Below are 26,733 nucleotides of genomic sequence, written 5' to 3' on the forward strand. Positions count from 1 at the left end.
CCTGCGTATGCTCTGGCGGATGGGGGCGATGATAGCGCCTGATTTCCTTTCTGCATGAACAAGGGGAAGTTTGATGGGTAGCTTTCTGATCCTGCTCGTATTTCTCGGAATCGCGATCGCGTTCGCGCTCTGGGCGGTGGGGATCTACAACGGGCTGATCACCGCTCGCAACGCCTTCAAGAACGCGTTCGCGCAGATCGACGTGCAGCTGCAGCGGCGCTTCGATCTGATTCCGAATCTGGTCGAGACGGTCAAGGGCTATATGCGTCACGAGCGCGAGACCCTCGAAGCCGTGACCCAGGCGCGCAGCATGGCGCAGGCCGGTCTGTCGGCGGCCAAGGCCGATCCGGGCGATCCGGCGGCGATGGCCCAGCTGGCGCAGTCGCAGGGCATGCTCAACAGCGCACTCGGGCGTCTGCTGGCCGTGTCGGAGGCGTATCCCGACCTCAAGGCGAACCAGAACATGATGCAGCTCACCGAAGAGCTGACCAGCACCGAGAACCGGGTGGCGTTCGCGCGCCAGGCCTACAACGATTCGGTGATGGCCTACAACAACCGCCGCGAGGTGTTTCCCTCGAGCGTGGTCGCGGGCATGTTCAACTTCAAGGAAGCCGCACTGCTCGACATCCCTGCCGACCGCGCCGAAGTGCGCGAAGCCCCGAAGGTGACGTTCTGAGAGCCGGACACCGGGCAGGCGGCATCCGCGGCGTGCGGGCCGCCGGTGCCGGTGGTGCGCGCGGCGTGTGCGGACGGCACGCGCCAGGTAGCTGCGGCCAGGGTGCGATGCCAGTATGAACTTCTTCGAGCGCCAGGCCCGGGCACGGCGCACCAGTACGCGCCTCGTGGTGCTGTTCGCGCTGGCGGTGCTGGGCATCGTGGTCGCGGTCGATCTCGTGGTGCTGGTGATGATCGGGCCGCAGCCGGGCCCGCTCGTCGCCGCGACGCTGGGCACGATCGCGGTGATCGGCCTGGGCTCGCTGTTCCGCATCGCCTCGCTGGGCGGGGGCGGCGACAAGGTCGCCCAGCAGCTGGGCGGCGTGCCCGTGCCCGAGGACACCACCGATCCGAACCTGCGCCGGCTGCGCAACGTGGTCGAGGAGATGGCGATCGCATCCGGCGTTCCGGTGCCGCGGATCTACGTGCTCGAGCACGAGAACGCGATCAACGCGTTCGCCGCCGGGTACTCGCCGTCCGATGCGGTGGTCGCGGTCACGCGCGGCACGCTCGACCGGCTCAACCGCGACGAGCTGCAGGGCGTGGTCGCGCACGAGTTCAGCCACATCCTCAATGGCGACATGCGCCTCAACATCCGCCTGGTCGGCGTGCTGTTCGGCATCCTGATGATCGGCATCATCGGCCGCAAGATCCTGTGGTACGGCCGCGGCACGCGCAGCAGCGGCGCACTGGCGGTGTTCGGGCTGGCGCTGGTGGCGATCGTCGTCGGCAGCCTCGGCGTGTTCTTCGGTCGCATGATCAAGGCGGGTGTGAGCCGCAGCCGCGAGGTGCTGGCCGATGCGTCCGCGGTGCAGTTCACCCGGCAGACCCAGGGCATCGCCGGCGCGCTGAAGAAGATCGGCGGTCTGGAGTCGGGCTCCCGGTTCGCGCAACGCGAGGATGCCGAAGAGGTCGCACATATGCTGTTCGGCGACGGCATCGGTCTGAGCGGCCTGTTCGCGACCCATCCGCCGCTGCTGCAGCGCATCCAGGCGCTGGAACCCGGTTTCCGGCCCGAGCAGCTCACGCAACTGCAGGCGAGGTGGCTCGCGACGCCGCCCGACGGCCTGCAGGAAGACGTGGCCCTGGGCCTGGTGCCGCCGGGCGAACTGCCACAGGCCGGCAGCGCGCTCTCGGTGACGCCGCCGATGGTCGCCGCGCAGGTGGCGCGGCCGCACGACGACGATTACGCGCGCGCCCACACCCTGGTGGTCTCAGTCGACGATGCGCTGCGCGCGGTGGCCACCCACCGCGATGCGGTGATGCCGCTGGTGCTCGCCCTGCTGTTCGACGCCGACGAGGCCGTCCGCGCCAAGCAGCGGACCGAGATCGTCGGTCGGCTGGGCACGGCCATCGCCACCGAGGCCGATCATCTGCACCGCACGCATCTGTTGACCCTGCATCCGATGCTGCGTCTGCCACTGGCGTCGATGGCGTTTCCCGGGTTGCGCCGACGTGCGCGCGCGGAGATCGGCGCCTTTCTGGACACCGTGCACGCGATGGTGCACGCCGATGATCACGTCTCCCTGTTCGAGTACTGCCTGGGCCGGCTGCTCGAGGTGCAGCTGCGTGAGGCGCTCGACCCCGCGCGGCACGCACGGTTCGGCCGCCGCAAGCCCGGCAACGTGAAGCAGGAGTTCGCGACGCTGCTCTCGGTCGTCGCCTGGGCAGGCAATCCCGGCGACCGCGCCGCGGCCCAGCGTGCCTACCTCGCCGGCATGCAGCGCGTCCTGCCACGCGACCACGTGCCCTACGCGCCGCCCGCGCGGGGCGTCCTCGCGCTCGATGACGTCTGGGAACCCCTCGACGCGCTCGATCCGTTGGCCAAGCAGGTGCTGGTGGAAGCGATCACCGCCGCGATCAGCCATGACGGCCAGGTCAGCGTGGCCGAATCCGAACTGCTGCGCACGCTCTGCGGTGTGCTGCACTGCCCGTTGCCGCCGACGCTGGAGCAACTGCCGCGTCACTGAGCCGCGTGCGCGGCACCGTGTGGTCAGCCGGCGTCGCGGATCAGGTCAGCCGCGCGCTCGGCGATCATCACCACCGGCGCGTTGGTGTTGCCGCCCGGAAGCGTCGGCATGACCGAGGCATCGACTACGCGCAGGCCGTCGACGCCGCGCACCCGCAGCGCGGGGTCGACCACCGCGGCCGTGTCGCGGCCCATGCGGCAGCTGCCGACCGGGTGGTAGACCGATTCCGCCTTGGCGCGGACGAACGCGGCAAGCCCGGCGTCCGACAGATCACTGCGCGGCGGAAACACCGGTGCTCCGCGCACGGCGTCGAAGGCCGGTTGCGCGAGGATGTCGCGTGACACGCGCGCGCATTCGATCATCGTCTTCAGATCGAACCCGTCCGGATCGGTGAGATAGCCGGCGTCGATGCGCGGCGCATCGCCGATGCGGCCGCTCGCGAGCGTGATCCGCCCGCGACTGCGCGGACGCAGCGCGCACGCGTGCAGCGTGTAGCCGTCGCCGGGCAGCCGGTGGCGGCCGTGGTCGTCGAGCATCGCCGGGACGAAATGGAGCTGGATGTCGGCACGGGCGTCCGGCGCGATGCGGGACCGTACGAAGCCGCCGGCCTCGGCGATGTTGCTGGTGCCCGGACCGCGCCGTCCGCGCAGGTAATAATCGAAGGCGACGGCCGCATCGTTGAGCCGGTCGTAGCCGATGCGCCGGGTTGCGCGGTGCAGCGTGCAGATGTCGAGGTGGTCCTGCAGGTTGGCGCCGACCTGCGGCGCGTCGTGCACGACCGGAATCTTCAATCGCCGCAGGGCTTCCGCCGGCCCGACGCCCGAGAGCATCAGCAACTGCGGTGAGTTGATCGCGCCGCCGCACAGCAGCACCTCGCGCAGCGCCGGCTGGTGAAACGCGCCGCGCGGACTCGAATACACCACGCCGCTCGCGCGCCCGCGCTCGAAAGTGATCCGGCTCGCGAGCGCACCGGTCTCGATGGTGAGATTGGGCCGCGCGCGCGTGGCGGCATCCAGGTATGCCACGGCGGTGGAGCAGCGGGCGCCGTCGCGCTGGGTGACCTGGTACAGGCCCACACCCTGTTGCTCGGGACCGTTGAAATCGGCATTCGCCGCATGCCCGGCCTGCACGCCGGCCTCGACGTACAGCCGCGAGAGGGGATTCACGTGGCGTAGGTCGGACACGCTCAGCGGGCCCGTCGCGCCGTGCAGCGCATCCGCTCCGCGCGCGTTGCCCTCGCTGCGCAGGAAGTACGGCAGCACTGCCTGCCAATGCCAGCCGGTGGCTCCCAAGGCAGCCCATTCGTCGTAATCCGCCGGCACGCCGCGGGTGTAGCACATCGCGTTGATCGAACTCGATCCGCCGAGCACGCGGCCGCGCGGCCACCACAGGCGCCGCCCGTCGAGCTCGGCCTGCGGCGTGGTGTCGTAGTTCCAGTTGATCCGGCGCAGGTGCATCAGCTTCGCCAGTCCGGCCGGCATGTGGATGAAGGGGTGCCAGTCGCGCGGGCCGGCTTCGAGCAGCAGCACGCGCACGTGCGGATCCGCACTGAGACGATGGGCGAGCACGCAGCCGGCCGAGCCCGCGCCGACGATGACGTAGTCGTAGACAGGGGCGGGGCGTCGGGACATTCGCGGCCGGGTGCAGTGGATGGAGTGCGCAGAGCATAGGCGCTGGCGGTGACTACGGGCCTGGGCTAACGTGCGCATCGTCTTTTCCGCCCGCGATGCGTGGACCCGATGATCGAGCCAGCCGCCGCCCCGCCGGGCGCGCGCAGCCCTTTCCGAACCGCGCTGGCCGAGTCGCCGCCGCTGTGGTGGGCCCTGCTGTACTTCTTCTGTCTGCTGTGCGGCTACTACGTCCTGCGGCCGGTGCGCGATGCGATGGGGGCCTCGTCGGACATCGCGGCCGTGTTCCCCCCAGCGTTGCTCGACTGGGCCGCGGCCCGCGGTATCGCGCTCGGCGATTTCACCCTGCAGGTGCTGTTTTCCGGCACCTTCGTCGTGATGCTGGTGCTGCAGCCGCTCTACGGCGCACTGGTCTCGCGTTATCCGCGGCGCGTGTTCCTGCCGGCGGTGTATCTGATCTTCATCGTCTGCCTGATCGGGTTCCGCTGGGCGTTCGACACCGACCTGCCCGGACGCGGGGCGTTGTTCTTCATCTGGATCGCGGTCTTCAACCTGTTCGCGGTGACCGTGTTCTGGAGCTTCATGGCCGATGTCTTCGACAACGACCATGCCAAGCGCTACTACGGCTACATCGGTGCCGGAGGAACGCTCGGCGCGTTCCTCGGGCCGTTCATCACGACGGTGTTCGTCGGCCGCATCGGTGTCGCCAACCTGCCGCTGGTGTCGGCCGGATTTCTCGCCGTCTGTCTGCTGTGCATCCTCAAGCTGCGCAGTTGGGCGCGGCGCAACGAGCGTCGGCGCGCGGCGCGCGACGAGCGTGCGATCGGCGGTTCGATCTGGGCGGGCCTGAAGCTGGTCGCACGCGATCCGCTGTTGCGTGGCCTGGCGCTGCTGATGTTCTTCGGTGTCGGCGTCGGCACGCTGCTCTACAACGAGCAGGCCGCGATCGTGCGCCAGTACTACCCGGGTGCCGAAGCGGCCACGCGCTACTACTCGATCATCGACTGGGCCGTGGCGATGGTGACGATCCTGGTGCAACTGCTGCTGACGCGCTGGCTGCTGCGTCGCTACGGCGTGGGCCCCATGCTGCTGCTGCCGGCGATCGCGATCCTGATCGGGTTCTCGCTGCTGTCGGCCTCGCCGTATCCGCTGCTGGTCGCGGTGGTGCAGGTGTTGACGCGGGCCAGCGAGTTTTCGCTGGCCAAGCCGGCGCGCGAGACGCTGTACACGCGGGTGAGCCGCGAGTCCCGGTACAAGGCCAAGGCGGTCATCGACACGGCGGTCTACCGCGGCAGCGACCTCACCTTCGTCTGGCTGCACAAGGCGCTGGCGACGCTGGGGTCGAAAATCGTGTTTCTGGCCGGCATCGGCATCGCGGCGGGCATGCTGCTCGGCGCCTGGCGGGTGGTGCGTGCCGAGCGGCGGTTGCCGGAGCAGCCGGCCGCTGCGCCTTTGCCCGACAGACCGACATCGCGCGCTGGCTAGCGGATGTCAGCCGGCCGCGGAGCCTCGCGTGGCGGCAACGGTGAACAGCAGCGCGCCGACGAGGAACAATCCGCTCAGCGCATGCACCAGTGGGTGCGGCAGTCGCAGCCAAACGCGCTGCAGCACGAGCCGCAGCCACCAGAAGCCGGCCATGCCGGCGAGCACGGCACGCCCCAACAATGTACCGGCCAGTTCGCCGGGCATCGCAAAGCAGAGCAGGGCGATCGCGCCGAACACCCACACCAGCTGCGCATTGGCGATCTGCAGGATCGCGCGGTTGGTGTGCGAGGTCGCCTGCAAGGTGCGCGGCCAGCCGAACAGGCGCCAGAAAGCCAGATGAAACAGTGCGAACGCCGCGCTGTGCGCACCGCAGGCGAAGATCAGCCAGTCGACGTGGTTCGGCATCGACACGCGCTCATCCGCGGGTGCGGCGGCGCGGCGAAATCCACATGTCGATCCGCGCGCGGAACACGGCATCGCCGGCCGTATCGTGGATCACCACGTCCACCGGCAAGGCATAGCCGGCGTCGGCCTCGACCGGCGCGCGTGCCGGCGTGGCGGTGGCACGCATCGTGCCGACGGCCTTCTTCAGATATTCGACGGTCATGCCCTTCGGAATCCAGCGCATCGAGGCGGGAAGGCTGACCTCGGTGGTCAGGCCGCCGATCAACTCGGCCAGATTGCACAACGCGATCGCGTGCACGCTGCCGATGTGGTTGGTGACCGCACGGCGATGGCGCATCGTCGCCTCGCCGTGACCGACGCGCAGCGCAGTGATGCGCGGTGCGATGCTTGAAAAATAGGGCGCCTTGCGACAGACCAGCGCGCCGAACAGCCAGGCGCCACCCGGCCAGCGGGCCAGGCGGTCGCGGAGGTGCAGCAGGGACGTGGGCATCGGCGTCTCCGGGGGCTCGAATCGATGGGCCGGACACGACAACGGCGGGACCGGCCCGCCGTTGTCGTGATCGCGCCGCGGAACGGATCAGGCCGCTTCGCGTGACTGGCCGCGCGTGCCCTCGGGCGCCCGGTAACCGGCCGAGCGCAGCTCCTCGGTGTCGAAATCGTCGACGGTGATGGTGTCGAGCGTGAGCTCGCGCAGTTCCACCAGCAACGTGCGCTCCTCGGCGGTGATGTGGCCCTCGCGCACCGCCTCGTCCAGCTGCGCGTCGTAATCCAGCGCCTGGATGCCCTTGCCCTTGAGCGCCTTGAGGAACTTGCGCTCCACCGGCTCGGCGGCGATGGCCTTGGCCAGATAGCTGTCGATGCGGCCGCCCGGGTTGTTCTCGCAGGGCGTGAGGAACACCCCGTGCGCGAGGCGGGCGCGCGCTTCGTTGGGCGCCATCAGCAGCGCGGCCACGCGACGCGACAGGCGGTCGCCCGGCGCTTCGGCACGACGGCCCCACGGGAAGATCAGCAGCCACATCAGCCAGCCGACCGGACGGATCGGGAAATTGCGCAGCGCCGCCGACAGCGCGAGCTCGATCTTGTGCACGCTGTCGTGGAACGCCCACGCCAGCAGCGGCTGGTCGGCCTGGGGCGCGCCCTCGTCGTGATAGCGCTTGAGCATCGCGCTGGCCATGTAGATGTGGCTGAGCACGTCACCGAGACGGCCGGACAGCGATTCCTTGAACTTCAGCTTGCCGCCCAGCATCAGCATCGACACGTCGGCCATCAGCGCCAGGTTCGCCGAATAGCGGTCGAGCTTGCGGAAATAGCGGCGGGTGTAGTCGTCGCCCGGCGCGCTGCCGAACTTCGCGCCGGTCAGGCCGAACCAGATCGAACGCACCGCGTTGGAGATCGCGAAGCCGATGTGCCCGAACAGGTTGCGGTCGAATTCCTCGAGCCCGCGCTGGGTGTCCGGATCCTGCGCCGCCTTCATCTCCTTCATCACCCACGGATGGCAGAGGATCGCGCCCTGGCCGAAGATCAGCAGGCTGCGGGTCATGATGTTCGCGCCTTCGACGGTGATCGCGATCGGCGCCGCCTGCCAGCTGCGGCCGGCGAAGTTCTTCGGGCCGAGGATGATGCCCTTGCCGCCGATGACGTCCATGACGTCGCTGATGACCTCGCGGCTCATCGAGGTGCAGTGGTATTTGGCGATCGCCGACGGCACCGACGGCACGTCACCGCGGTCGACCGCGGCGGCCGTGGCCTGGGACAGCGCGCTGATCGCATAGGCCTTGCCGCCGATGCGTGCCAGTGCTTCTTCGACACCCTCGAAACGACCGACCGACAGGCCGAACTGCTTGCGGATGCGCGCATATGCGCCGGTGACCACCGCGCCGGCCTTGGCGCCGCCCGAGGCGGTCGAGGGCAGGGTGATCGACCGGCCGACCGCCAGGCACTCGTTGAGCATGTTCCAGCCCTTGCCGGCCATCTCGGCGCCGCCGATCAGCTGACTCATCGGAATGAAGACGCCCTCGCCGTGGATCGGGCCGTTCTGGAACGGCGAGTTCAGCGGGAAGTGGCGACGTCCGATCTCCACGCCCGGCGTGTCGCGCGGCAGCAGCGCGAGCGTGATGCCGATGTCCTGGGTGTCGCCGATCAGGCCGTCGGGGTCGTACATGCGGAAGGCGAGGCCGATCAGCGTCGCCACCGGCGCCAGCGTGATGTAGCGCTTGTCGAAGGTCAGGCGCACACCGAGCACGTTGGCGCCGTTCCACTCGCCCTTGCACACGATGCCGTAGTCGGGAATCGACGTGGCATCCGAACCGGCGAACGGGCCGGTGAGGCCGAAGCACGGAATTTCCTGGCCCACCGCGAGCCGCGGCAGGTAGTAATCCTTCTGCTCGGTGGTGCCGTAATGGTTGAGCAGTTCGGCCGGGCCCAGCGAATTGGGCACGCCGACCGTCGAGCTCACGACGCTCGACACCGACGCCAGCTTCTGGATGACCTTGTGGTGGGCCAGCGCCGAGAAGCCGAGGCCGCCGTAAGCCTTGGGCACGATCATGCCGAAGAACTTGTTCTGCTTGATGTAGTCCCAGATCTCGGGCGTCAGATCGGCGTGGACGTGGGTGATCTCCCAGTCGTTGATCATCGTGCAGAGGGTTTCGACCGGGCCGTCGAGGAAGGCCTGTTCCTCGGCGGTGAGCTGCGGCTTGGGATAGTCGAGCAGCGTCTGCCAGTTCGGATCGCCGGTGAACAGCTCGCCTTCGAAACCGACCGAGCCGGTCTCCAGCGCGATGCGCTCGGTCTGCGACAGCGGAGGCAGCACCTTACGGAAGAACGTCAGCAGCGGGGCGGTGAACAGGGCCTTGCGGATCGGTGCGATCAGCAGCGGAACCGCGATCAACACGACGATCGCCGCAGCGATCATCGTCGCCACGGAATTGGCCCCGAGCAGCCAGCATGCGAGCAGCAGCGTGATGGTGATCGCCGCCCAGTAGGCGAGGCGCAGGCGATGGTAGGCGGCGAACGCGCCGGCGAACAGAAACGCGAGGAAAGGAATCGCGACGCTCATCATGAACTCCGACAGTCGGCAGGAAAACGGAGCGAGGCTCCAGGACATCCGCATCGGCGCCGACAGGTGCGCCGATGCTGACCGTACGGTCGAGTATGGTGACCGCTCGGGATGCTGTCAATCCTGCCTGTGTGGCTGTGTCAGCCTTGTCGATACTGTTGCGGACGCAGGCGTATGGATAGACTGTCGCGATGAGCAGACCCGCCACCAAACTCGCGGCCGCCATGCCGCCGACCGAGGCCCCACCGACCGAACGCCAGGGCCGCCTGAGTGCCGATGACTGGGCCCAGGCCGCGCTCGATCTGATCGCCGAAACCGGTGTGCAGGCCGTCGCGGTGGAGCCGCTGGCCCGGCGCCTCGGGGTGACCAAGGGCAGCTTCTACTGGCATTTCCCCTCGCGCGACGCGCTGCTGCAGGCGGCCCTCGAGCGTTGGGAGAACGTCGAGCAGGAAGCCCTGTTCGGCGCGGTGGAGAAGATGCCCGACCCGCGCGAGCGCCTGCGCGCGCTGTTCCACATGGTTGCGCGCGAATACAAGTCGCATGTGATCTACAGCGCGCTGCTGAAGGCGCAGGACCACGCCACGGTCAATCCGGTGATCGAGCGGGTGTCCCAGCGGCGCCTCGACTACCTGACCGCCTCGTTCCGACAGGCCGGTCTCGGCCGCGAGGACGCGCAGCACCGCGCCCGGCTGACCTATGCGGCGTACGTGGGCTTCCTTCAGCTCAACCTCCAACTGCATCAAACCCGCATGCAGCAGGAGGAGTTCGACGCCTACGTCGAACACCTGGCGCAGACGCTGGTGCCCGCCTGAACGTGCGCGCCGCGCCACGCCTCGCCTGCAGGCGGCGGTTTCGACGCAACCCAGACGCATCGCGACCTCGCTTCCACACCCTGCGCGACGCGCGGTCGCCCGCTCACGGGCACGCTGGAGGCGCCGCCGAGATGTCGTCGCCCCACGCATCGTGACCGCATGAGTCTCTCCGTCGATCTCGTCGATGCCTTGAAGCGGGCGCTGCGGGCGCGGGGCATGACGTATCGCGATCTGGCGCAGCAGCTCGACCTGAGCGAGGCGGCGGTCAAGCGCATGTTCTCGCTGCGCGCGATGACCCTCGTGCGGCTCGAAGCGATCTGCGAGGTACTCGGCCTCGGTCTGCAGGAACTGAGCGGTGATGCCGGACGTGGCCGCCCGTCCCTGGTCCAGCTCGACGCGGCCCAGGAGCAGGCGCTGGTCGACTCGCCGCCGCTGATGCTCGCGATGTTTCTCACGCTCAACCGTTGGCGGCAGGAGGACGTACTGTCGCGCTTTGCGTTCACCGTGCCGGAGTGGACCGGCCTGATGGTGAAGCTGGACCGCCTGGGCATCATCGAGCTGCTGCCGGAGAACCGTGCCCGCATCCTTACCGCCCGCAACTTCCGCTGGCGGCAGGACGGTCCGATGGAGCGTTATTTCCGCACGGTGCTGCTCGGCGATTTTTTCGCCGAGCCGTTTGCGGGCGAGCAGGACACGTTGCTGCTGCTCAGTGGCAGCCTCGGCGCCGACAGCCTGGTCCAGCTGAAGTCGCGCCTGGAGGAGCTGGCGCGCGAGTTCGACGGATTGCTAGCCCGCGACGCCGGACTGGCGGTCGAGGCGCGCACGGGCGTCAGCCTCGTGCTTGCGCAGAAGCCCTGGATGTTGCGCGTGTTCGAGCCCTACTTGCGACACGGCTGACACCGGTGGCTGCCGCAGCGCAGCGCGACTGGTTGCAAATGTGACGATTAGACTCGCCGCTTGCCCCGCGCGCAGGAGTCGCCATGAACGCAGTGCCCTCGACCCCGCCCGCACCGAATACGCGGTGCGCCAGCCTCGACGCGTGGGTGGCCGACGTCGCCGCGCTCACGTGTCCCGATGCGATCCACTGGTGCGACGGCAGCGCAGCCGAGTACGACGCGCTGCTGTCCGGCATGCAGGCCGACGGCACCCTGCTTCCGCTCAATCCGGACACCCATCCCGGCTGCTGGCTGCATCGCTCCGACCCCGATGATGTCGCGCGCGTGGAACATCTGACCTTCGTCTGCACCCGCGACCGTGACGACGCCGGACCGAACAACCACTGGATGGCGCCGGACGAGGCGCACCGGAAAATGGATGCGTTGTTCGAAGGCTGCATGCGCGGCCGGACGATGTACGTGGTGCCGTACTGCATGGGACCGATCGACTCGCCGCTGGCGCGGTGCGGTGTCGAGATCACCGACTCGCCTTACGTCGTCGCCAACATGCGCCTGATGACCCGCATGGGCGCTGCCGCGTTGGCGCGCATCGAACGCGAGAGCGCCGATCGTGACGCTGCCGGCGAGCAGGGCGACGTGTTCGTCCGGGGCCTGCATTCGATCGGCGAGCTCGATCCCGCGCGGCGTTTCATCATGCATTTCCCGGAAGAACTGGCGATCAAATCATTCGGCTCCGGCTACGGCGGGAATGCGCTGCTCGGCAAGAAGTGCCATGCGCTGCGCATCGCATCGTGGCAGGCGCGGCAGGAAGGCTGGCTGGCCGAGCACATGCTGATCGTCGGCATCGAGACGCCACGCGGCGACACCCACTACATCGCGGCGGCGTTCCCGAGCGCCTGCGGCAAGACCAATCTCGCGATGCTGATTCCGCCGGCGGCCTATCGCGAGGCCGGGTGGAAGGTCTGGACGGTCGGGGACGACATCTGCTGGATGCGACCCGGCCCCGACGGCCGACTGTGGGCGATCAATCCGGAGGCCGGGTTCTTCGGCGTGGCACCGGGCACCTCGGTGGCCTCGAACCCCAATGCACTGGCGACCATCCAGCGCGACACCATTTTCACCAACGTTGCCCTGACCGACGACGGCCAGCCCTGGTGGGAGGGTCTCGACGATCGCGTGCCGGCGACCGACTGGCGCGGGCGCCCCTTCGATCCCGCCAACGGACCGGCCGCCCATCCCAATGCGCGGTTCACCGTGTCGGCTGCGCAGTGCCCCTCGTACTCGCCGCGCGCCGAAGACCCGCAGGGCGTACCGATCTCGGCCATCGTCTTCGGCGGCCGCCGAGCGACGACGATGCCGCTGGTTTTCGAAGCGCGGGACTGGACCCACGGCGTCTACGTCGGCGCGACGATGGCCTCTGAGACCACCGCTGCGGCGACGGGGCAGGTCGGGATCGTCCGCCGCGACCCGATGGCGATGAAGCCCTTCTGCGGCTACCACTTCGGCGACTACTTCGCGCACTGGCTGTCCTTCGACCGCCCCGGCGCGCGCCTGCCCAAGGTGTTCCACGTCAACTGGTTCCGCAAGGATGCCGACGGCCGCTTCCTGTGGCCGGGCTTCGGCGAGAACCTGCGGGTGCTGGAATGGATCATCGGGCGGGTGAGGGGCGATGTCTCTGCAGTGGACACGGAGATCGGCCGACTGCCATGCCCGGGCGCGATCGAACGGCCCGCCTCAGTACCCGACGACGCCGCGCTTGCGACCATCCTGTCGTACGACGCGTCCACCTGGTCCACCGAGTGCGCCGAGGCGAGACAGGCGCTGGCGGCTTACCAGACGCGCCTTCCCGCAGGGCTATGGCAGTAAGCTGCCGGGCGGCTGCGCAGCACACGAACGGCACGGCGCTGCCGGCGAGGCGCTGCGGACCGCGCGGCGTTTCGGGAGGCTAGAATCTGGGAATCCGCCCTGCACTGGATCGAACGCGTGACCGACTCCCTGTCTGCACTGGAACGCGCGGCGGGCACGGCGGCGGCGGCCGGCCGCTGGGACGAAGCCGAACGCCTGTGGAGACAGGTGCACGCGCTCGATCGCACCCATGCCCAGGCGTTGCTGAGCCTGGGTGTACATGCGTTCCAGCGCGGCGATGCGAAGGAAGCGCTCGAGCTGCTGGGCGATGCGCGCACGCACGCGCCGTTCAACCCGATGATTCCGCTGACCGTCTCCCGCGTATTCCGCGAGCTCGGCCGTCCCGAGCAGGAGTGGGGGGCGATTATCGATGCATTGGAGATCGACGCTTACTTCCTTCCCGGTCTACTCGCCCGAGGCGAGTTTCTCGAGCGCCAGCGCCGCCCTCGCGTCGCGGCCGCGGTGTTCCGTGATGCACTGAAGGTCGCGCCCGCGGAGCCGCAATGGCCGGCCGCGCTGCGGCGGCGGCTCGAGCACGCACGTCAGTTCGTCAACGCCGACAACGAGGCACTGGCATCCTTTCTCGCGGACCGGGTGCAGGCGACGCGGGCATCGGTCGAATCGGTGGTGACCGATCGCTGGGACGAAGCCGTCTCCATTCTCGCAGGCAAGAGCCGGCCCTATCACTCGGAATGCCACCAACTGCACGTGCCGCGCCTGCCGGCGATCACGTTCTACGACGACAGCCTCTTTCCGTGGATGGGCGAGCTGGAGTCGTACACCGATGCAATCAAATCCGAGCTGCAGGACATGCTCGCGCGGCGCGGTGACGAGTTCGTGCCCTACATCCAGTACCGGCCGGGAGATCCGGTCAATCAGTGGGACAAGCTCAACCACTCGCGCAACTGGAGCGGCTTCCACTTGTACGCGCACGGCAGGGCGGTGCCCGAGCATCTGGCGCAGTGTCCGCGGACGGCCGAGGCGCTGTCGCTCGTGGACACCGTGACGATTCCCGGCCTGTGCCCGAATGCGATGTTCTCGGCGCTGGCGCCGGGCGCGCACATTCCCCCGCATACCGGCGAGACCAACGCGCGCCTGGTCGCCCACCTGCCCCTGGTCGTTCCGGAAAAATGCAGCTACCGCGTGGGCCACGACCGGCGGCAGTGGCGCGAAGGAAAATGCTGGGTGTTCGACGACACCATCGAACACGAAGCGCGCAACGACAGCGACCAAATGCGGGTGATCCTGATGTTCGACATATGGAATCCGCTGCTCAGTCCGGCCGAGCGCGAAATGGCAGCGGAGTTGGCGGGCGCCATGCGCGACTGGCGCGCTGTCGGCGACGGTGTGTGAACCGTGAGGTATTCTCACCGCTCTGTCGTAGGGGATAACCATGCGCCGTATTCCGCTTTCGATCCTGTGGCTGATTGCGCTGCCCGTGGCAGCGCAGGAGGCGGCTCATTCCTGCGCCCGGGTCGCCGATCCTGTTGCTCGACTGACCTGCTATGACACAGCGTTCCCTTTGTCTGCCGAAGTGGTCGAAGCGGGAAAGCAGGAGGCGCAAGCTGGATTCGGCTTGATCCGGCCGCGGGATTCCTCACGGGAGTCTCAACAGGCCCTCGAAACTGCCGTTCCCGAACGTCTCGAAAGCCGCGTGATCCACGTCGATCCCGGTCGCAGCGGGCAACGCACCGTCACGCTCGAAAATGGTCAGATCTGGACGCAGACCGAGGCGCACAGCAGCGGCAACGTGCAGGTCGGGGATGTCGTCCAGGTACGAAGAGGTGCATTGGGCGCATATCAGCTGGTAACAGCCGCCGGCGTGCATCTGCGCGTGCGTCGCACTCGCTGAGGCGCGCGACGGTGCCATCCCCGCAGGCATTGACCAGGGCGTAGGCGCGACGTTTCCAGCAGGCTACGGCGCTGCTTCAGGCTGGGCGGTACGCAGCAGTGTTGGAGGGAGCACAAGGTTCGGTGCACGAGGCGCCAACCGCCGTCGATGCCTGGAGCGCAGGGCGATATGTCTTGACGAACGCGGATTTCCTGCGGTCGGATGCGGTGTTCGAGCGGGCGGTGCGGCTCGCTCCGGGCAATGCCATGGTGCCGCGCAGTTGCGGCAAACGTCTCGCTCGGCGCGCAAATGCCTTGCGGGTGGCCGGTGGATTCGAGTCGGCTCGCTCCGTCTTGCGCAGGAGGTGGATTTGGCGCCGGATCAGGGGAACGCCCAGGTCGACCTGGAAGCGGTGTGCCGTGCAACGGGACGCATCGAAGAGGCACCCGAAGCATTCCGGCGAGCGGAGTAGATCATCGACGTAGGCAGCGCCGGTCTGCATGAAGTGCGTAACGCATCAGCGGCGTATGGGTCGATGCCGGCCGGACGTCCGACGCGTCGTCCAACGCGCGTGACCTGGTCGCTCTGCACCCCGAGCATGCGCAGGCACATGAGACGTTGAGCACGCTGTTGCAGGAACACGGAACGGACGTTGCGCCGGGTCATGCCTCCTGGCCACTTTTGTGCAGCCGCGTGCGTCCGGCCGGGCGACAGGCAGATGCGGCTCGCCTGCGCCCGCGTGCTGCTGTCGATCAGGCGCGCAGCCGAAGCGCTAGCGGTGATCTCGCCGCCGCGCAGTCGCGAGACCGGGCACCCGCGCTGGACGGGTTCGCTGCTGACGCCTTGGACGTCTTGGACGCCTTGCACGAGCACGAGCGGGCATCGAGGATCTACGCGGCCGCGGCGCGCAGTCATTTGAGCGAAGCTCCGGAGTTTCTGAGCGCACGCGCGCCATGCGTTCCGCATCAGGGATGTCGACCTGGCCAGCGATTGCGCACAGAAGGCAGTCCGAATCGATCCCGTCGATCAGGAGGCATGGCGCCATATTTGGCCTCGCCGTAGATGGGCGCGAGTACTGGCATGCGATCACGAACAACTGGTACGTTACGTAGAGCTCGCGTTTCCGCCCTGTTTTGGCGACCTGCTTGCGTTTCTCTATGCACTCGAAGCGTCTTGGGAACGCTGCACAACGCCACTCGGGAGCCGATGAACTAAAGTGTGCGCGGTGGTATCCGGACAGCGGGACACTGTTCGGTCGCGGCGAGCCGATTCTTCGCGAAACGGAAGCGGCTGCGGGCAGCGGTCGAAGACTGATTGGCGACGTTGCCTGTGCTCGCGGATCGTCCGTTTCCGGCACGGGAGCAACCGGGCATTCACTTCGTCGGTTCGTGGTCTGTCCGGCTCAGGGCATCCGGGCGTCATTCGAATCACATCCATCCCAAGGGATGGGTGAGCTCCGCTTTCCATGTGGCGTTGCCCGCTAGGGGCTGAGCTCGGATGATCGGTCCCGGGCTGGCTGGCTCAATTCGGAATGCCGCGTGGATTTGTCCCCGCGCCGCGTCATTCAGCCAAGGCCGGGCCATCTCATGCGGTTCCCAGCGTGTATGTGGCACGGCACAGTGCCGTTCGAGGCACCTGAAAACTGGTTGACCGTTGCATTCGATATGCAGCCGCGGCAAGTGGGGCGTTGACGCCTTCTGGCGAAGCCGATAGTCCCCTTGTGCTGCGCGTTGCTGGCCGGTCGTGGCTTGGAATGCCACGCGCACCCACCGCTGCCTGTCCAGGGGTCAGAATCCATGGCAGCCGCCGCTCCGGGGAGGCGCCACTTGCGAGCTAGAGCCGCACTGGGGCCGATACGGGTCGCACGGAGAAGGGCGTTGTTTCGAATCCGGTTTCGGGCGCATTATCGGGTCTCCTGCCTCGTCAAGGGCGGGATTCCCCTCAGGCCCTGAAAGGTATGCCGACATGCGCGTTGAATCCGCTGTGGCCGTTGCTGGCGTCGGTGCTTCATCTGAAATGCGTCCGCGACGCCGGGCGTTCGACTGGATGCTTCTTCTTCTGATCGCGGCTTCCACATTCGCGGCGCAGCTCGCGTCGGCACAGGAGTCGGCAGGCGATGCGTCTGAGGAGAGTGCAAATCCGGTCGAGACCCAACGCGGCGAAAAGATATGCCAGTACGAGGACATTACCGGAAGCCGGATGAGAAAGCGGGTGTGCTTCACGCAGGAGCGATGGGACGCGCGCGAGATGGCGGCAAAGAATCTGGTCAGGGACCTCGATGCGAAACCGGTTGCAGGCGAAAACAATGCCGGCCCCGGCAGGTGAAGCTCTGTACTGACTCGGGCGTGCGTCACGTCATGCGGAGCCGCATCGCCGGCGCCGTCGTGCGCAGGAGCGCCGGTCCGCGGCGCGCGCGCCGTGTCTGCAGCACGGCTTTGAAGCGCTGATCCGAGGATGGCGCGTCGACCTGATTCCGATGCAGAAATCCCGTGAGAATTCTCGGAGAGGCTCGGGTAAGGCGCATATCCGGAGTGCAGCAGACGCACGCTCTTTGGATGAGTGCTGCGCAAAACTTCTGATTGAGCCCATCAGAGCGGAGAATGATTAGTGTAGGAGATTCAGGACTCCAAGCCGGTATGTGTTGAGCCCGTGCCGAGGGATGACGTGGCGACCTTGTTTCATGCAGCCTTGGATATCGCGGTTCCAGCGGTCTGAGGCTTGGCTCGCACTTCAGGGGGTTTCTGTCGAAGACGGTTTGTCGACACCCGTGCGGGCCAAGATCGGAAACTGGAAGCCGGTGCGCGTCGTGTTCTGCGCTCACCGAGCATTCGGCGCCTGCCGCCGGATCTTGAGACCGCACGAGCAGCTATGGCAGCACAAAAAAAGCGGCGGGCCGGAGCCCGCCGCTTTGCTTGTTCCTGAAACGCATGCTGTCCGATCAGAACTTCAGCGAGACACTGCCGAAGATGAACCGGCCAGCCTGATCGTAGCCGCCGAGCGCGTTCGCGTTGGCAGCGAGACCGCTGTCGCCAACAAAGGGCGGCTCCTTGTCGGCCACGTTGTTCACGCCCACAGTCACCGTCGCCTGGCCGAAGCTCGCGCTGCCACTCAGGTCCAGGTAGTTGTAGGCCGGAACACTGCCGTTGATCCAGATTACGTTGTCCAACGGAGTGCCGTCGACGTCGTTGTAGTCCATACCGCCGACATGGCGCCAGCGCAGGCCCACCGAGTAGCGGTCCCATCCGTACCGCGTGGAGACGATGTGGCGCCACTTGGGCGTTTGACAGCCATAGGTATCGTTGATCAGGCCTTTGCAGTCGTAGGAGGTGCTCGGTTCCGCCGCAAGCGTCTGAGTGAAATCCTTCAGCACGTAGTTTCCGGCGAGGCTGGCTGTCAGGTTGCCCGGGCCCAAGGGGAGAGAGTAGCTCACGGCCAGGTCGAGACCCGAACGCTCGAACAGGCCGATGTTGCCGGGAAGGTTGTTGATATGGCCAGTCTCGGGATCCGACGACAGTCCGATCCAGAGATCGTACTGGCCGGCCCGCGGATCGCGGTTGATCCGGTCGCAGTACAGATTCTGCTCCATGCAGAGAATCTGGATGGTGTTGTAACCGATGCCGCCGATCGCATCCTCGATCTCGACCCTGTACCAGTCGACCGACAGGTTGAGGTTCTCGATCGGTTCGACTGCGAAACCGATCGTGTAGGTGTCGGCAATTTCTGGCGCGAGGCTGGGATTGCCGCCGGTCACGTTGTAATACTGGTTAGCCGGATTGGCTGGCACATTGCCGTACAACGCCGTCGGCACGCCCGCCCGCGCGCACTGTTCGGCTGTGTAGCTCGGCGCCGCGCCGGCGCAGAGGTCCGTGCCGCCGGCGTTCAACGCGATACGCGACGGGTAGTACAAGTTGTTGAGGCTCGGCGCCCTTACGGCGCGGTTGTAACCGGCGCGCACCAGCAATTTGCTGTCCCACATCGTGCTACTGAGGCCCACCTTGTAGGTGTCGTAGTTGCCGGACGTGTCGTCATCCGAATAGCGATAGCCAAGGGACGCATCGAGACGGTTGAACGCACCCTGGCCCACGAAGATCGGTAGCGCAGCCTCGATGAAGAAGTCGTTGACTGTGTTCGATGCATTGACCGGAAGGTCGGCGGCACCCGCGCCGGCAAAGTTGCCTGCGGCCGAGTCACCGTCGTATTCGGTGGCGAAGGAATAGTCACGACGCTCCATACCCACGGCGAGGCCCAGCTCCTCGCCGTCCGCCGAGGGGAAACCCCAGCCGAGGTAGCCGTTGGCTTCTGCCGAGATTGCGCGGTAGCTGGTCTTGTAGATGCTGAAGCTGGTGCCAGCCATCGCGGCTGCGGCATCGGGATCGATGCTGTCGGTCCAGATATCCCACAACTGGCAGCCCGGGAAGCTGCCGTACAACGGATCGTTACAGCCCGTTGCGGCCGACGCGATTCGGGTGATCAGAAAATCGTTCTGGCCGATGTCGATGGTCTTGGTCTTGCCCGAAGTGGTCGACACATCGTAGGTCCAAGACGAATCGAACAGCGCGCCCCTCAGGCCGGCCGTGATGCGATGGGTGGTGTCGTCGCTCAGGTGGATGCGCGGTCCGCCTTCCACGTTACGCTTCCAGAGTGTGACGCGGGTCTGGGCCGTGGTGACGCCTGCGTCGGAACAGAGGCTGCCGATCAGCGGGTTGGTGCAGCTCACCGTGATCGGCACGCCGAACGCACCGGACTCTGCGATCTGCTGATCGGAGCTGCGCTCGAGAAACAGGGCCTCGATGTACGGCTCGAAATGCTCGTTGACTTCATAGCTCGCCATGAACCCGGCGGTCGTGCGCTTGTCCGGACGCTGATAGAAGTTGATCGGCGCATAGTTGTACACATACCGGCCGTTCTCGTACCCGGAACCGTTCCAGACATATTCGGCATTGGTGCCCTGCGGCCACGGCACGACGGCACCGTTGGCGAAGTTGTTGACGGTGAAGCGACCGGGATTCGCGGTGCCTGAGCCGCCGCAGACGGCTTCATCGAAGAACACGGAGCAGGTGGAATAGTCGCGCTGGCCTTGGAACAGCGCTTCGTTCTCGCGCCAGGTCAGCCAGCCCACAGCGTGGCCCCGGTTGTCGCCAAAGCTGCCGCCGATGACGAGATCGGCATTGCGGCTGATGCCGTCAAACCCGGAGTTGCCTGTCGGGTATGGAAACCCCCGTTCTTCGTTGAGACCTTGGAGGAAGGTGTTGTCGTTGTCGTGCTGGAACGCCGAGTAACCGAGGTTGAGGCTGATGCCCTCGAATTTGTCATCCAGCACGAAGTTCACGACGCCGGCGACGGCGTCTGCGCCGTAGATGGCCGATGCGCCGCCTGACAGAACATCGACACGCCGGACCATTGCAGCCGGGATGATGGAGGGGTCGGTGATCTCGTTGCGACTGGCGGGCAGGCGGCGGCCATTGACCAGCGTGAGCGTGCGTTGCGGCCCGAGGCCGCGCATGGAGATTGTCGCGTGGCCGAACGAGCCGTTGTTTTCGAAATTGTCGAAGCTCAGATCGAGCTGCGGATACTGGTTGACCAGATCTTCCACCGTGGTGGCGCCGAACTGCTGAAACTCCTCGGCGCTGATCTCCGTGATCGGGCTGGAGGCGGTGAACGTCTGGCTCTTGATGCGCGAACCGGTGACGGTAATCGCGTCGAGCTCGGTCGCCTGCTGCGCCTGGGCGAATGCGGCGCCCGAGGCCCCAAGGGTGGCGGCGCTGAACGCCATCGCGACGGTGATGGCGTCACGCAGCTTGGATCGCTTCAATCTCATCGTCTCTCTCCGAAGAATAGTGGTGTCCACTCCCACGACTGCAGTCCCAGCACATCAAGACGCCAATTACTGCAAAGTCGTCACCGATCCTAACGTCATGTGACGCAGAAATTAAAGTATCCTTAATGAGTGATGACCGATTGATTCTCCGCTCTGGTTCCAAAATTAGAACGATCGGCGCCAGCGGGGCGCTTAGTTTTCGGGGGTTTTGAGATGGCAGGAGCGCACAGACCTCGGCTCAGTAGAGGTGCACGCGCACGTATGCGCAGCTAAGCGGCGCCGAATTCTCTGATCGAAAGGCGCGCTATCTGCAGGGTGTTGTGCCTTGGACAACAGACCGTGCGAGTTGCCGTATGAGACGTACTACGCAGGCGACGACCACAGCCGCTTCGTAGGCGTCATGCCGTTCTCGTCTCACTTCGAGAACTCATTCGCGCCTCATGTCGGGTCGGTCGAGACCTGATGGAAGAGCGGTCATCTCGAAAACGATGACGTCTTTTGCCTCAGAGATCCTGCTGGTACCGGATATACGGCACGGCACCTTCGTCCTCGGTGGCTTCGGCCATCTTCGAGAACGGGTTGCGTCCGCGGGTCACGACGTTGTCGGCGCCGACGGTGAGCTGGCCGCTCCAGGGCGTGCGCCAGCTGACGCCCAGCCCAAGGCCTTCCCACTTCGGGAGGCCGGGGGTGTCGACCACTTGGCCGACGATGTTGGCACTGAAACGGCCGATGCCACCGCCGACGCTCAGGCTCCGGATGTTCCACTGGCTGCTGAGATCGGCCGGCGCGGCCGCCGAGGGGATCAGCGTCGCCTTGGCCAGCGTACCCGCAAGGGAGACATAAGCGTCATCGCCGATGTTCTTCTGCGCGAAAACAGTCAGATCGTTCACGTCGACCTGGCTTCCCGACGCACGCGACGGCGTAATCCAGGCGGGCAGGGTGTCGCGACCTTCGCCGACGCTCAGGCCGACGCTGCCACCGGGTCGGCTGAAGGACGCCGTGCCACTGGCGCGACGGCTTCCGCCTGCTGCGCCGTCGAGGGAGGCGAGCTGGCAATTGCGGGCCAGGCTCGCGACCGCGCCGTTGAAGCTGCTGCCGGGACTGCACAACAAGGCGAGTGAACGTCCTGCTTCGAGTCCGAATGCGGCATCGAACTGGTTGTCGCCGAATCGCCAGCGGCCCGCCGTCGGGTTGGCGGTCGCCGGCTCGAGCACGAGAAACGCCTCGACCTTGCCGGACGTGTCGAGGACCGGAAGCACGGTCTGCGCGCGACGATCCTGGGCATGCGCGCCCGCCGCCGCGGCAAGCGCGAGCGAGCAGGTGAGCAGTAGGCGCGTGGCGGGATGTCGCATGGCCGATGTGACCGGATCCTGTGCCGGGAAGTTCCCCAATTTCGGTCGGAACTCTAAGGCATTTATGTTTATTTAACAATCCCGCCGGGCTCGGCCGGGCTCCCTCTGGTCGCCATTGCGCTACTGCGTCCGCGCCGGTGCGTCGACGGCCTCGTCCGATGCGCGCAGCACGCGTTCCACCTCATCCGGACTGAACCGGTAGTCCCTGCCGCAGAACTCGCAAACCACGTGCGCCTCCCCGTCGATGACCGCTGCACGCGCCTCGTCCGGACCCAGCGACGCGATCATCGCTTCGACCCGTTCGCGCGAGCAGGAACATCCGAACTGCAGGGGGCGCTCGCCCAGCAACTGCGGCTCGTCTTCGGAGAACAGGCGGGTCAGCAGCGTCTCGCCCGGCCATCGGAGCAGTTCGCTCGTGGAGAGGGTGTCAAACAATGTGCTGATGCGGTTCCAGCCATCGGCATCGCCCTCGTCACCGGGCAGGCGCTGCACCATCAGGCCGGCCGCGTGACCGCCGTCGACGGCGAGCAGCACCCGCGTCGGCAACTGTTCGGACTGACGGAAGTAATCCTCGAACGCGCCCGACAGTGCTTCGGAATCCAGGCTCACGAGACCCTGGTAACGCATCGGCTCGCGGCCCTTGGACGGGTTTTCAATCGTCAGGGCCAGCAGGGCGCCCTCGCCGAGGTCGCGCAGGTCGCGGGTCATCGACGCAGCGCGATCGGGATCGAAACGCGCGATGCCGCGGATCGTGCCCGCTGCCGTGCACTCGGCGAACAGCGTGCGCAGTGCGCCCGATGCGCGCAGCTGCACCGACAACCGGCCTTCGACTTTCGCATGCCCCGTGAACAGCGCCGCGGCAGCGCAGGCCTCGCCCAGCATTTCCTCGATCGCCGCCGGATACGGGCCGTTGGCGCGCACCTGCTGCCAGGCGTCCGTGAGATGCACGCGTACGCCGCGCACACCGGCGTGCGGCAGCAGAAAACGGGTGAGTCGATCGGTGTCGGGTGCGAAGGGTTCGGTCATGTCTGTGCGTCTGGAACGGGAAATGATTGGCGGCACCGGGGCCGCCCGATAGAGTGGCCGCCATGACGCAGCGAGACGATCACGATGGGGGCGCCAGTGCGCGCGCGCAAGCGCCTGCGCGGCGAGGCAGGCGGTGGCTGCGGCGGCTGTTGTGGCTGCCGGTGATCGTGGTCGCGTTCACCGTGCTGCAGGTGGTGGCGTTCCGCTTCATCGACCCGCCGGGCTCGGTGTTCATGGCGATCCGGCAGGTCGAGGCATGGACCGCCGGCGACGACGCGTTCACCCTGTACTACCAGTGGCGTGATCTCGATTGCATCGCGCCGTCACTGGCGGTCTCGGTGATCGCAGCCGAGGACCAGAACTTCGCGCACCACCGTGGTTTCGATCTGGAGGCGATCGAGCAGGCACGTGCCCACAACGCGCGCGGCGGCTCGACCCGCGGCGCGAGCACGATCAGCCAGCAGACCGCGAAGAATCTGTTCCTGTGGGGCGGTCGCAGCTGGATACGCAAGGGGCTGGAGGCCTGGTACACGCTGCTGATCGAGTGGCTGTGGCCCAAGTCGCGAATCCTCGAGGTCTACGTCAACGTCGCCGAATTCGGCGACGGCATCTACGGCGCGCAGGCGGCGGCGCGGCGCCATTTCGGCAAGGATGCTGCCCAGCTCACCGCGTCCGAGAGCGCGCGACTCGCGGCGGTGTTGCCGAGCCCGCGCCGCTACAGCGCGTCCCGCCCGGGACCCTATGTCCAGCGGCGAGCGCAGTGGATCCAGCGCAACGTACGGCAGCTCGGCGGCGATGCCTATCTCGAGGCGCTGAAGTGAATCGCGCGGGAACGCCGCCGGACCGCCTGACCATCGTCATCGCGGCCTTCGACGAGGTGCGCGCGGTGCCGGCGCTGCAGCCGCGTCTGGCGGCGGTGATGGACCAGCTCGCCGGCGAGGGTGTCGATGCGCGCGTGCTCTACGTCGACGACGGGAGTGGAGACGGCACGTGGGAGGTGCTGCGATCGATCGCCGAGGCCGATCCCCGCGTCGCGTTGCTGCGCCTGTCGCGCAACTTCGGCAAGGAGATCGCGCTGACCGCAGGCCTGGATCAGGTGACCGAGGGCGCGGCGATGATTCTCGACGCCGATGGCCAGGACCCGCCGGAACTGATTCCCCGGTTCGTCGCGCACTGGCGCGACGGTTACGACGACGTGCACGGCACGCGCATCAGCCGGGCCGGCGAGAGCTGGGCCAAGAAAGCGACCGCGCATGCGTTCTACCGCGTGATCCAGCGATTGGCCAAGACGCCGGTGCCCACCGACACGGGCGACTACCGGCTGCTGTCGCCACGTGCGCTCGATGCGTTGCGGCAGATCCGCGAGCGGCATCGTTTCATGAAGGGGCTGTTCGGCTGGATCGGATTCAACCGGATCGCGATTCCGTACGAGCGACACGCGCGGATCGCGGGCCGCAGCAAGTTCGGGTTCTGGCGCCTGTGGAACTTCGCGATCGACGGCGTGACCAGCTTCTCGACGGCGCCGCTGCGTCTGGCGACCTACGTCGGTCTACTGACCGCGTGCGCCGCCTTCGTGTTCGCGCTCTGGGTGATCGGCAAGGCGATGCTGTACGGCGATCCGGTCGCCGGCTGGCCGACGATGATGGCGGTGATCCTGTTCCTCGGCAGCGTGCAGCTGGTAGCCCTGGGTGTGATCGGCGAATATCTGGGCCGGCTGTACGAGGAGTCGAAGCAGCGCCCGCTGTACCTGGTGCGGGAGACGCGCGCGGCCGGTGCTGTCGTCCGCGCATCCCCGATGCCGCGCGACCCCTGACGCGCGGCGCTACTTCGCGTACCGCCCGCCGCAACCGCTGTCTTCACCGCCGCCGAGTTCCAGCGTCGCGAGCAGGGCCGCCGGGGGCGTGATGGAGCCGAGCGCGATGGCGATCGCGCCGCGCAGGCCGAGGCGGGCCATGTCCGGGCGGACGCTGGGCGAGGCGAAGCTGCCGCTGATCGTCAGCGGGGTGCGCAGGGCGAGGATGCTGCGATCCTTGGGGCGGGGGCGCAGCAGAAGGTCGAACTGCTCCTCGCCGAGATCGATCGTGCCCTCGCCGACGATGATCGTGTCGGTGGTATCGAACGCGAGGGCGCGGGCGGTCATGCGGCCCTCCTCGACGCCGAAATCGGCGAATGCGCACCGGACCGGAATCTGCTGGTCGCGTCCGATCAGGTATTTCAAGGCTTCGTAGATGTCCAGCCCGGCCAGCTCGACCAGCAGGTTGCTGATCCGGCCGGCGCCCATGCCGATGGCCAGGTCGCCGTCGGCGCTTCCGAGCATCGCGGCGACGGAGTTGCCGCTTCCGGCGAGAGTGAATTCACCGCCGATCTTGCCGACCGCCTGGCCGGCCAGTGTGCTGTCGGGGAACAGGCCGCCCAGATCGAGCTGGCGCACGCTCGCTTGCAGCCGGGTGCGGATCGTGCGGTCGCGTGCGTCCATGTGAACCGTCGAGCGGATGCGGCCGCCGGCCACGCCGAAGTCGAGCGGGGCAAGACGCAGTACGCCGTCATCGAGCAGCAGGTGCGCGTCCATGTCGTCGATCGGCAGTCCGGGTGCGTTGATCCGCTGCGCGCGCAAGCGCACGTCGGCGTCCATCGAGCGGAGCTTGTCCAGTTCGTACGGCGTGTCGGGAATCCGGCGTCCCTTCGCGGCGAGCGCACGCTCGCGGGCGACGAGTTCGGGGTCGAGCGCATCGCCGTCCGCGTCCGGCGTGCCGCCGATGAAGCCGGCCAGATCATCGAAATCCAACCGTTTCGAGGTGAGCGTGGCCTCCAGGCGCGGGCGCGCGCCGCCGACGGTGAACGCTGCCGACCCGGCCAGGTCGCTCTGGCCCACCGTGCCGGTGAAGTCGTCGTAGCGCCAGGTGCGACCGTCGCGCGTGAGCCGGCCGTCGAGGGCATAGGGCGGGGTGTCGGGCATCGCCACGCCGAGCAGCGGATACAGATCGTCGAGGTTGCGTCCGGACAGGGCGAACTGCAGATCGAAATCGCGCAGTTGCAGCGGCGCGACCAGTGTGCCGCGGACGTGGGCACGCGTGGTGCCGGCCCCGGCGCGCAGATCCAGGCGGTAGGGCTTGTCGGTGTCCTGCAGCGCCAGCGGCGATTCGGCCGTGCCCTGCACGGTGAAGCGATTCCCCGCCCAGCGACCGCCGCCCTCCACCGCGACCGGCGGGGCTGCGTCCGCGTCGCGCGGTTCGCGGCTGGCGACGTGGATGTCGATCAGGGTGTCGCCGGGTGTATCGAGGAACCGCAGGCGCCCGTCGTCCACCCACAGCCGCCGGATCCGGGCCGGCGCGCCGTCACCGTCGCCGAGATCGAGTGCCCAGTTGCCCGGGCTGCCGGCGGGACCGGTTTCCAGCAGCAGTACCGGACGCGTGAGCCGGATCTCCGGCAAACGGACCTGGCGCCGGAGCAGCAGCGGCCACACCTCGACCTGGAGTTCGACACGGTCGGCGGCCGCCATCACCGGCGCGTCCGCCCAGTCGGCATTGCCGAAGCGCAGCGTGTCGGCGCGCACCGTGGTGACGCGGCCGAGATCGACATCGAGGTCGCCGCCGATGACGAAGCTGCGTCCGGTGCGGGCTTCGACGACGCGCTCGATCGGGCGCTTGAACCAGTTCCAGTCCCACAGCAGCACCAGCATGATCAGGGCCACGGCGAGCAGCGCCAGCGCGATCCGCAGCCGACGGCCGGCGAACAGGGTGCGGCCCCGGGCGAGGACATGCCCCGTGCAGGTAGCGGGCGGCGGCGGGGTCTGGGACATCGGGCGCTCCTTTGCCGCCCACCATCGGCGCGCCTCG

General features: G+C 67.3%; 19 protein-coding genes. 11 read left to right on the forward strand and 8 right to left on the reverse strand.

Annotated elements, in window-relative coordinates; translation table 11 throughout:
• Positions 1-73: 73 nt before the first annotated feature.
• Together PQS31_RS05295 and PQS31_RS05300 are read left to right on the forward strand one after the other, a co-directional pair.
• A complete protein-coding gene (locus PQS31_RS05295; RefSeq protein ID WP_272761624.1) occupies positions 74-676 on the forward strand; it encodes a LemA family protein in 603 nt (200 codons plus the stop codon).
• A 115-nt stretch (positions 677-791) separates the two neighbouring features.
• Positions 792-2,684 carry a M48 family metallopeptidase gene (locus PQS31_RS05300; RefSeq protein WP_272761625.1) on the forward strand — a complete coding sequence of 631 codons (1,893 nt, stop codon included), beginning with the start codon at positions 792-794 and terminating at the stop codon, positions 2,682-2,684.
• 23 nt (positions 2,685-2,707) lie between these two features.
• Here the strand turns inward: PQS31_RS05300 and PQS31_RS05305 are convergent, their stop codons facing one another.
• Complete coding sequence (locus PQS31_RS05305; protein ID WP_272761626.1) at positions 2,708-4,315, reverse strand: choline dehydrogenase; 1,608 nt, start codon at positions 4,313-4,315, stop codon at positions 2,708-2,710.
• A gap of 108 nt (positions 4,316-4,423) precedes the next feature.
• On the opposite strand from PQS31_RS05305, the gene PQS31_RS05310 reads away from it, so the two are divergent.
• Positions 4,424-5,797, forward strand: a complete 1,374-nt coding sequence (locus PQS31_RS05310; RefSeq protein WP_272761627.1) for an MFS transporter — start codon at positions 4,424-4,426, stop codon at positions 5,795-5,797.
• Between the two features lie 6 nt (positions 5,798-5,803).
• Here the strand turns inward: PQS31_RS05310 and PQS31_RS05315 are convergent, their stop codons facing one another.
• The 3 genes from PQS31_RS05315 to PQS31_RS05325 form a co-directional block, all read right to left on the reverse strand.
• Complete coding sequence (locus PQS31_RS05315; RefSeq protein ID WP_272762119.1) at positions 5,804-6,202, reverse strand: hypothetical protein; 399 nt, start codon at positions 6,200-6,202, stop codon at positions 5,804-5,806.
• Positions 6,203-6,212: 10 nt separating this feature from the next.
• Positions 6,213-6,692, reverse strand: a complete 480-nt coding sequence (locus tag PQS31_RS05320; RefSeq protein WP_272761628.1) for a hotdog fold domain-containing protein — start codon at positions 6,690-6,692, stop codon at positions 6,213-6,215.
• Between the two features lie 87 nt (positions 6,693-6,779).
• Positions 6,780-9,257, reverse strand: a complete 2,478-nt coding sequence (locus PQS31_RS05325; RefSeq protein WP_272761629.1) for an acyl-CoA dehydrogenase — start codon at positions 9,255-9,257, stop codon at positions 6,780-6,782.
• Positions 9,258-9,481: 224 nt separating this feature from the next.
• Between PQS31_RS05325 and PQS31_RS05330 the strand changes: the two genes are divergently transcribed.
• The 6 genes from PQS31_RS05330 (at position 9,482) to PQS31_RS05355 (ending at position 17,026) form a co-directional block, all read left to right on the forward strand.
• Entirely contained in the window at positions 9,482-10,069 is a 588-nt protein-coding gene (locus PQS31_RS05330) for a TetR/AcrR family transcriptional regulator (protein ID WP_272762120.1), read from the forward strand.
• A gap of 159 nt (positions 10,070-10,228) precedes the next feature.
• On the forward strand, positions 10,229-10,966 hold the full coding sequence (locus PQS31_RS05335; RefSeq protein ID WP_272761630.1) for a helix-turn-helix transcriptional regulator: 738 nt from the start codon (positions 10,229-10,231) through the stop codon (positions 10,964-10,966).
• 83 nt (positions 10,967-11,049) lie between these two features.
• On the forward strand, positions 11,050-12,831 hold the full coding sequence (locus PQS31_RS05340) for a phosphoenolpyruvate carboxykinase (GTP) (RefSeq protein WP_272761631.1): 1,782 nt from the start codon (positions 11,050-11,052) through the stop codon (positions 12,829-12,831).
• A gap of 117 nt (positions 12,832-12,948) precedes the next feature.
• Positions 12,949-14,223, forward strand: a complete 1,275-nt coding sequence (locus tag PQS31_RS05345; protein WP_272761632.1) for an aspartyl/asparaginyl beta-hydroxylase domain-containing protein — start codon at positions 12,949-12,951, stop codon at positions 14,221-14,223.
• Between the two features lie 40 nt (positions 14,224-14,263).
• The gene (locus tag PQS31_RS05350) at positions 14,264-14,722 is read left to right on the forward strand and encodes a hypothetical protein (protein ID WP_272761633.1); all 459 of its coding nucleotides are present in this window, start codon (positions 14,264-14,266) and stop codon (positions 14,720-14,722) included.
• Positions 14,723-16,666: 1,944 nt separating this feature from the next.
• Positions 16,667-17,026: a hypothetical protein gene (locus tag PQS31_RS05355; RefSeq protein WP_272761634.1), complete on the forward strand. Its 360-nt coding sequence runs from the start codon at positions 16,667-16,669 to the stop codon at positions 17,024-17,026.
• Positions 17,027-17,639: 613 nt separating this feature from the next.
• Here the strand turns inward: PQS31_RS05355 and PQS31_RS05360 are convergent.
• From PQS31_RS05360 to PQS31_RS05370, 3 genes are all read right to left on the reverse strand, one after another.
• A complete protein-coding gene (locus tag PQS31_RS05360; protein WP_272761635.1) occupies positions 17,640-20,519 on the reverse strand; it encodes a TonB-dependent receptor in 2,880 nt (959 codons plus the stop codon).
• Between the two features lie 503 nt (positions 20,520-21,022).
• Positions 21,023-21,871 (reverse strand): hypothetical protein, encoded by an 849-nt coding sequence (locus PQS31_RS05365; RefSeq protein WP_272761636.1) that lies wholly within the window; start codon positions 21,869-21,871, stop codon positions 21,023-21,025.
• Between the two features lie 120 nt (positions 21,872-21,991).
• Complete coding sequence (locus PQS31_RS05370; protein WP_336314326.1) at positions 21,992-22,897, reverse strand: Hsp33 family molecular chaperone HslO; 906 nt, start codon at positions 22,895-22,897, stop codon at positions 21,992-21,994.
• 62 nt (positions 22,898-22,959) lie between these two features.
• Here PQS31_RS05370 and mtgA point away from each other — a divergent pair, with 62 nt between their 5' ends.
• Positions 22,960-23,718, forward strand: coding sequence for a monofunctional biosynthetic peptidoglycan transglycosylase (mtgA, locus tag PQS31_RS05375; RefSeq protein ID WP_272761637.1), 759 nt, complete (start codon positions 22,960-22,962; stop codon positions 23,716-23,718).
• A complete protein-coding gene (locus PQS31_RS05380) occupies positions 23,715-24,710 on the forward strand; it encodes a glycosyltransferase family 2 protein (RefSeq protein WP_272761638.1) in 996 nt (331 codons plus the stop codon). The genes mtgA and PQS31_RS05380 overlap by 4 nt, the downstream gene beginning before the upstream one ends.
• Positions 24,711-24,719: 9 nt before the next feature.
• On the opposite strand, the gene PQS31_RS05385 is transcribed toward PQS31_RS05380, so the two are convergent.
• Positions 24,720-26,696, reverse strand: a complete 1,977-nt coding sequence (locus PQS31_RS05385; RefSeq protein ID WP_272761639.1) for an AsmA family protein — start codon at positions 26,694-26,696, stop codon at positions 24,720-24,722.
• Between the last annotated feature and the right edge of the window lie 37 nt (positions 26,697-26,733).

The sequence above is a fragment of the Luteimonas sp. BLCC-B24 genome, from assembly GCF_028550595.1.
GTDB lineage: Bacteria > Pseudomonadota > Gammaproteobacteria > Xanthomonadales > Xanthomonadaceae > Luteimonas.

Excerpts from the sequence above, each read along its gene's own strand:
- PQS31_RS05295 (WP_272761624.1), top strand. The coding sequence starts at position 74 with ATGGGTAGCTTTCTGATCCTGCTCGTATTTCTCGGAATCGCGATCGCG.
- PQS31_RS05300 (WP_272761625.1), top strand. The coding sequence starts at position 792 with ATGAACTTCTTCGAGCGCCAGGCCCGGGCACGGCGCACCAGTACGCGC.
- PQS31_RS05305 (WP_272761626.1), bottom strand. The coding sequence starts at position 4,315 with ATGTCCCGACGCCCCGCCCCTGTCTACGACTACGTCATCGTCGGCGCG.
- PQS31_RS05310 (WP_272761627.1), top strand. The coding sequence starts at position 4,424 with ATGATCGAGCCAGCCGCCGCCCCGCCGGGCGCGCGCAGCCCTTTCCGA.
- PQS31_RS05315 (WP_272762119.1), bottom strand. The coding sequence starts at position 6,202 with ATGCCGAACCACGTCGACTGGCTGATCTTCGCCTGCGGTGCGCACAGC.
- PQS31_RS05320 (WP_272761628.1), bottom strand. The coding sequence starts at position 6,692 with ATGCCCACGTCCCTGCTGCACCTCCGCGACCGCCTGGCCCGCTGGCCG.
- PQS31_RS05325 (WP_272761629.1), bottom strand. The coding sequence starts at position 9,257 with ATGAGCGTCGCGATTCCTTTCCTCGCGTTTCTGTTCGCCGGCGCGTTC.
- PQS31_RS05330 (WP_272762120.1), top strand. The coding sequence starts at position 9,482 with ATGCCGCCGACCGAGGCCCCACCGACCGAACGCCAGGGCCGCCTGAGT.
- PQS31_RS05335 (WP_272761630.1), top strand. The coding sequence starts at position 10,229 with ATGAGTCTCTCCGTCGATCTCGTCGATGCCTTGAAGCGGGCGCTGCGG.
- PQS31_RS05340 (WP_272761631.1), top strand. The coding sequence starts at position 11,050 with ATGAACGCAGTGCCCTCGACCCCGCCCGCACCGAATACGCGGTGCGCC.
- PQS31_RS05350 (WP_272761633.1), top strand. The coding sequence starts at position 14,264 with ATGCGCCGTATTCCGCTTTCGATCCTGTGGCTGATTGCGCTGCCCGTG.
- PQS31_RS05355 (WP_272761634.1), top strand. The coding sequence starts at position 16,667 with ATGCGCGTTGAATCCGCTGTGGCCGTTGCTGGCGTCGGTGCTTCATCT.
- PQS31_RS05360 (WP_272761635.1), bottom strand. The coding sequence starts at position 20,519 with ATGAGATTGAAGCGATCCAAGCTGCGTGACGCCATCACCGTCGCGATG.
- PQS31_RS05365 (WP_272761636.1), bottom strand. The coding sequence starts at position 21,871 with ATGCGACATCCCGCCACGCGCCTACTGCTCACCTGCTCGCTCGCGCTT.
- PQS31_RS05370 (WP_336314326.1), bottom strand. The coding sequence starts at position 22,897 with ATGACCGAACCCTTCGCACCCGACACCGATCGACTCACCCGTTTTCTG.
- mtgA (WP_272761637.1), top strand. The coding sequence starts at position 22,960 with ATGACGCAGCGAGACGATCACGATGGGGGCGCCAGTGCGCGCGCGCAA.
- PQS31_RS05385 (WP_272761639.1), bottom strand. The coding sequence starts at position 26,696 with ATGTCCCAGACCCCGCCGCCGCCCGCTACCTGCACGGGGCATGTCCTC.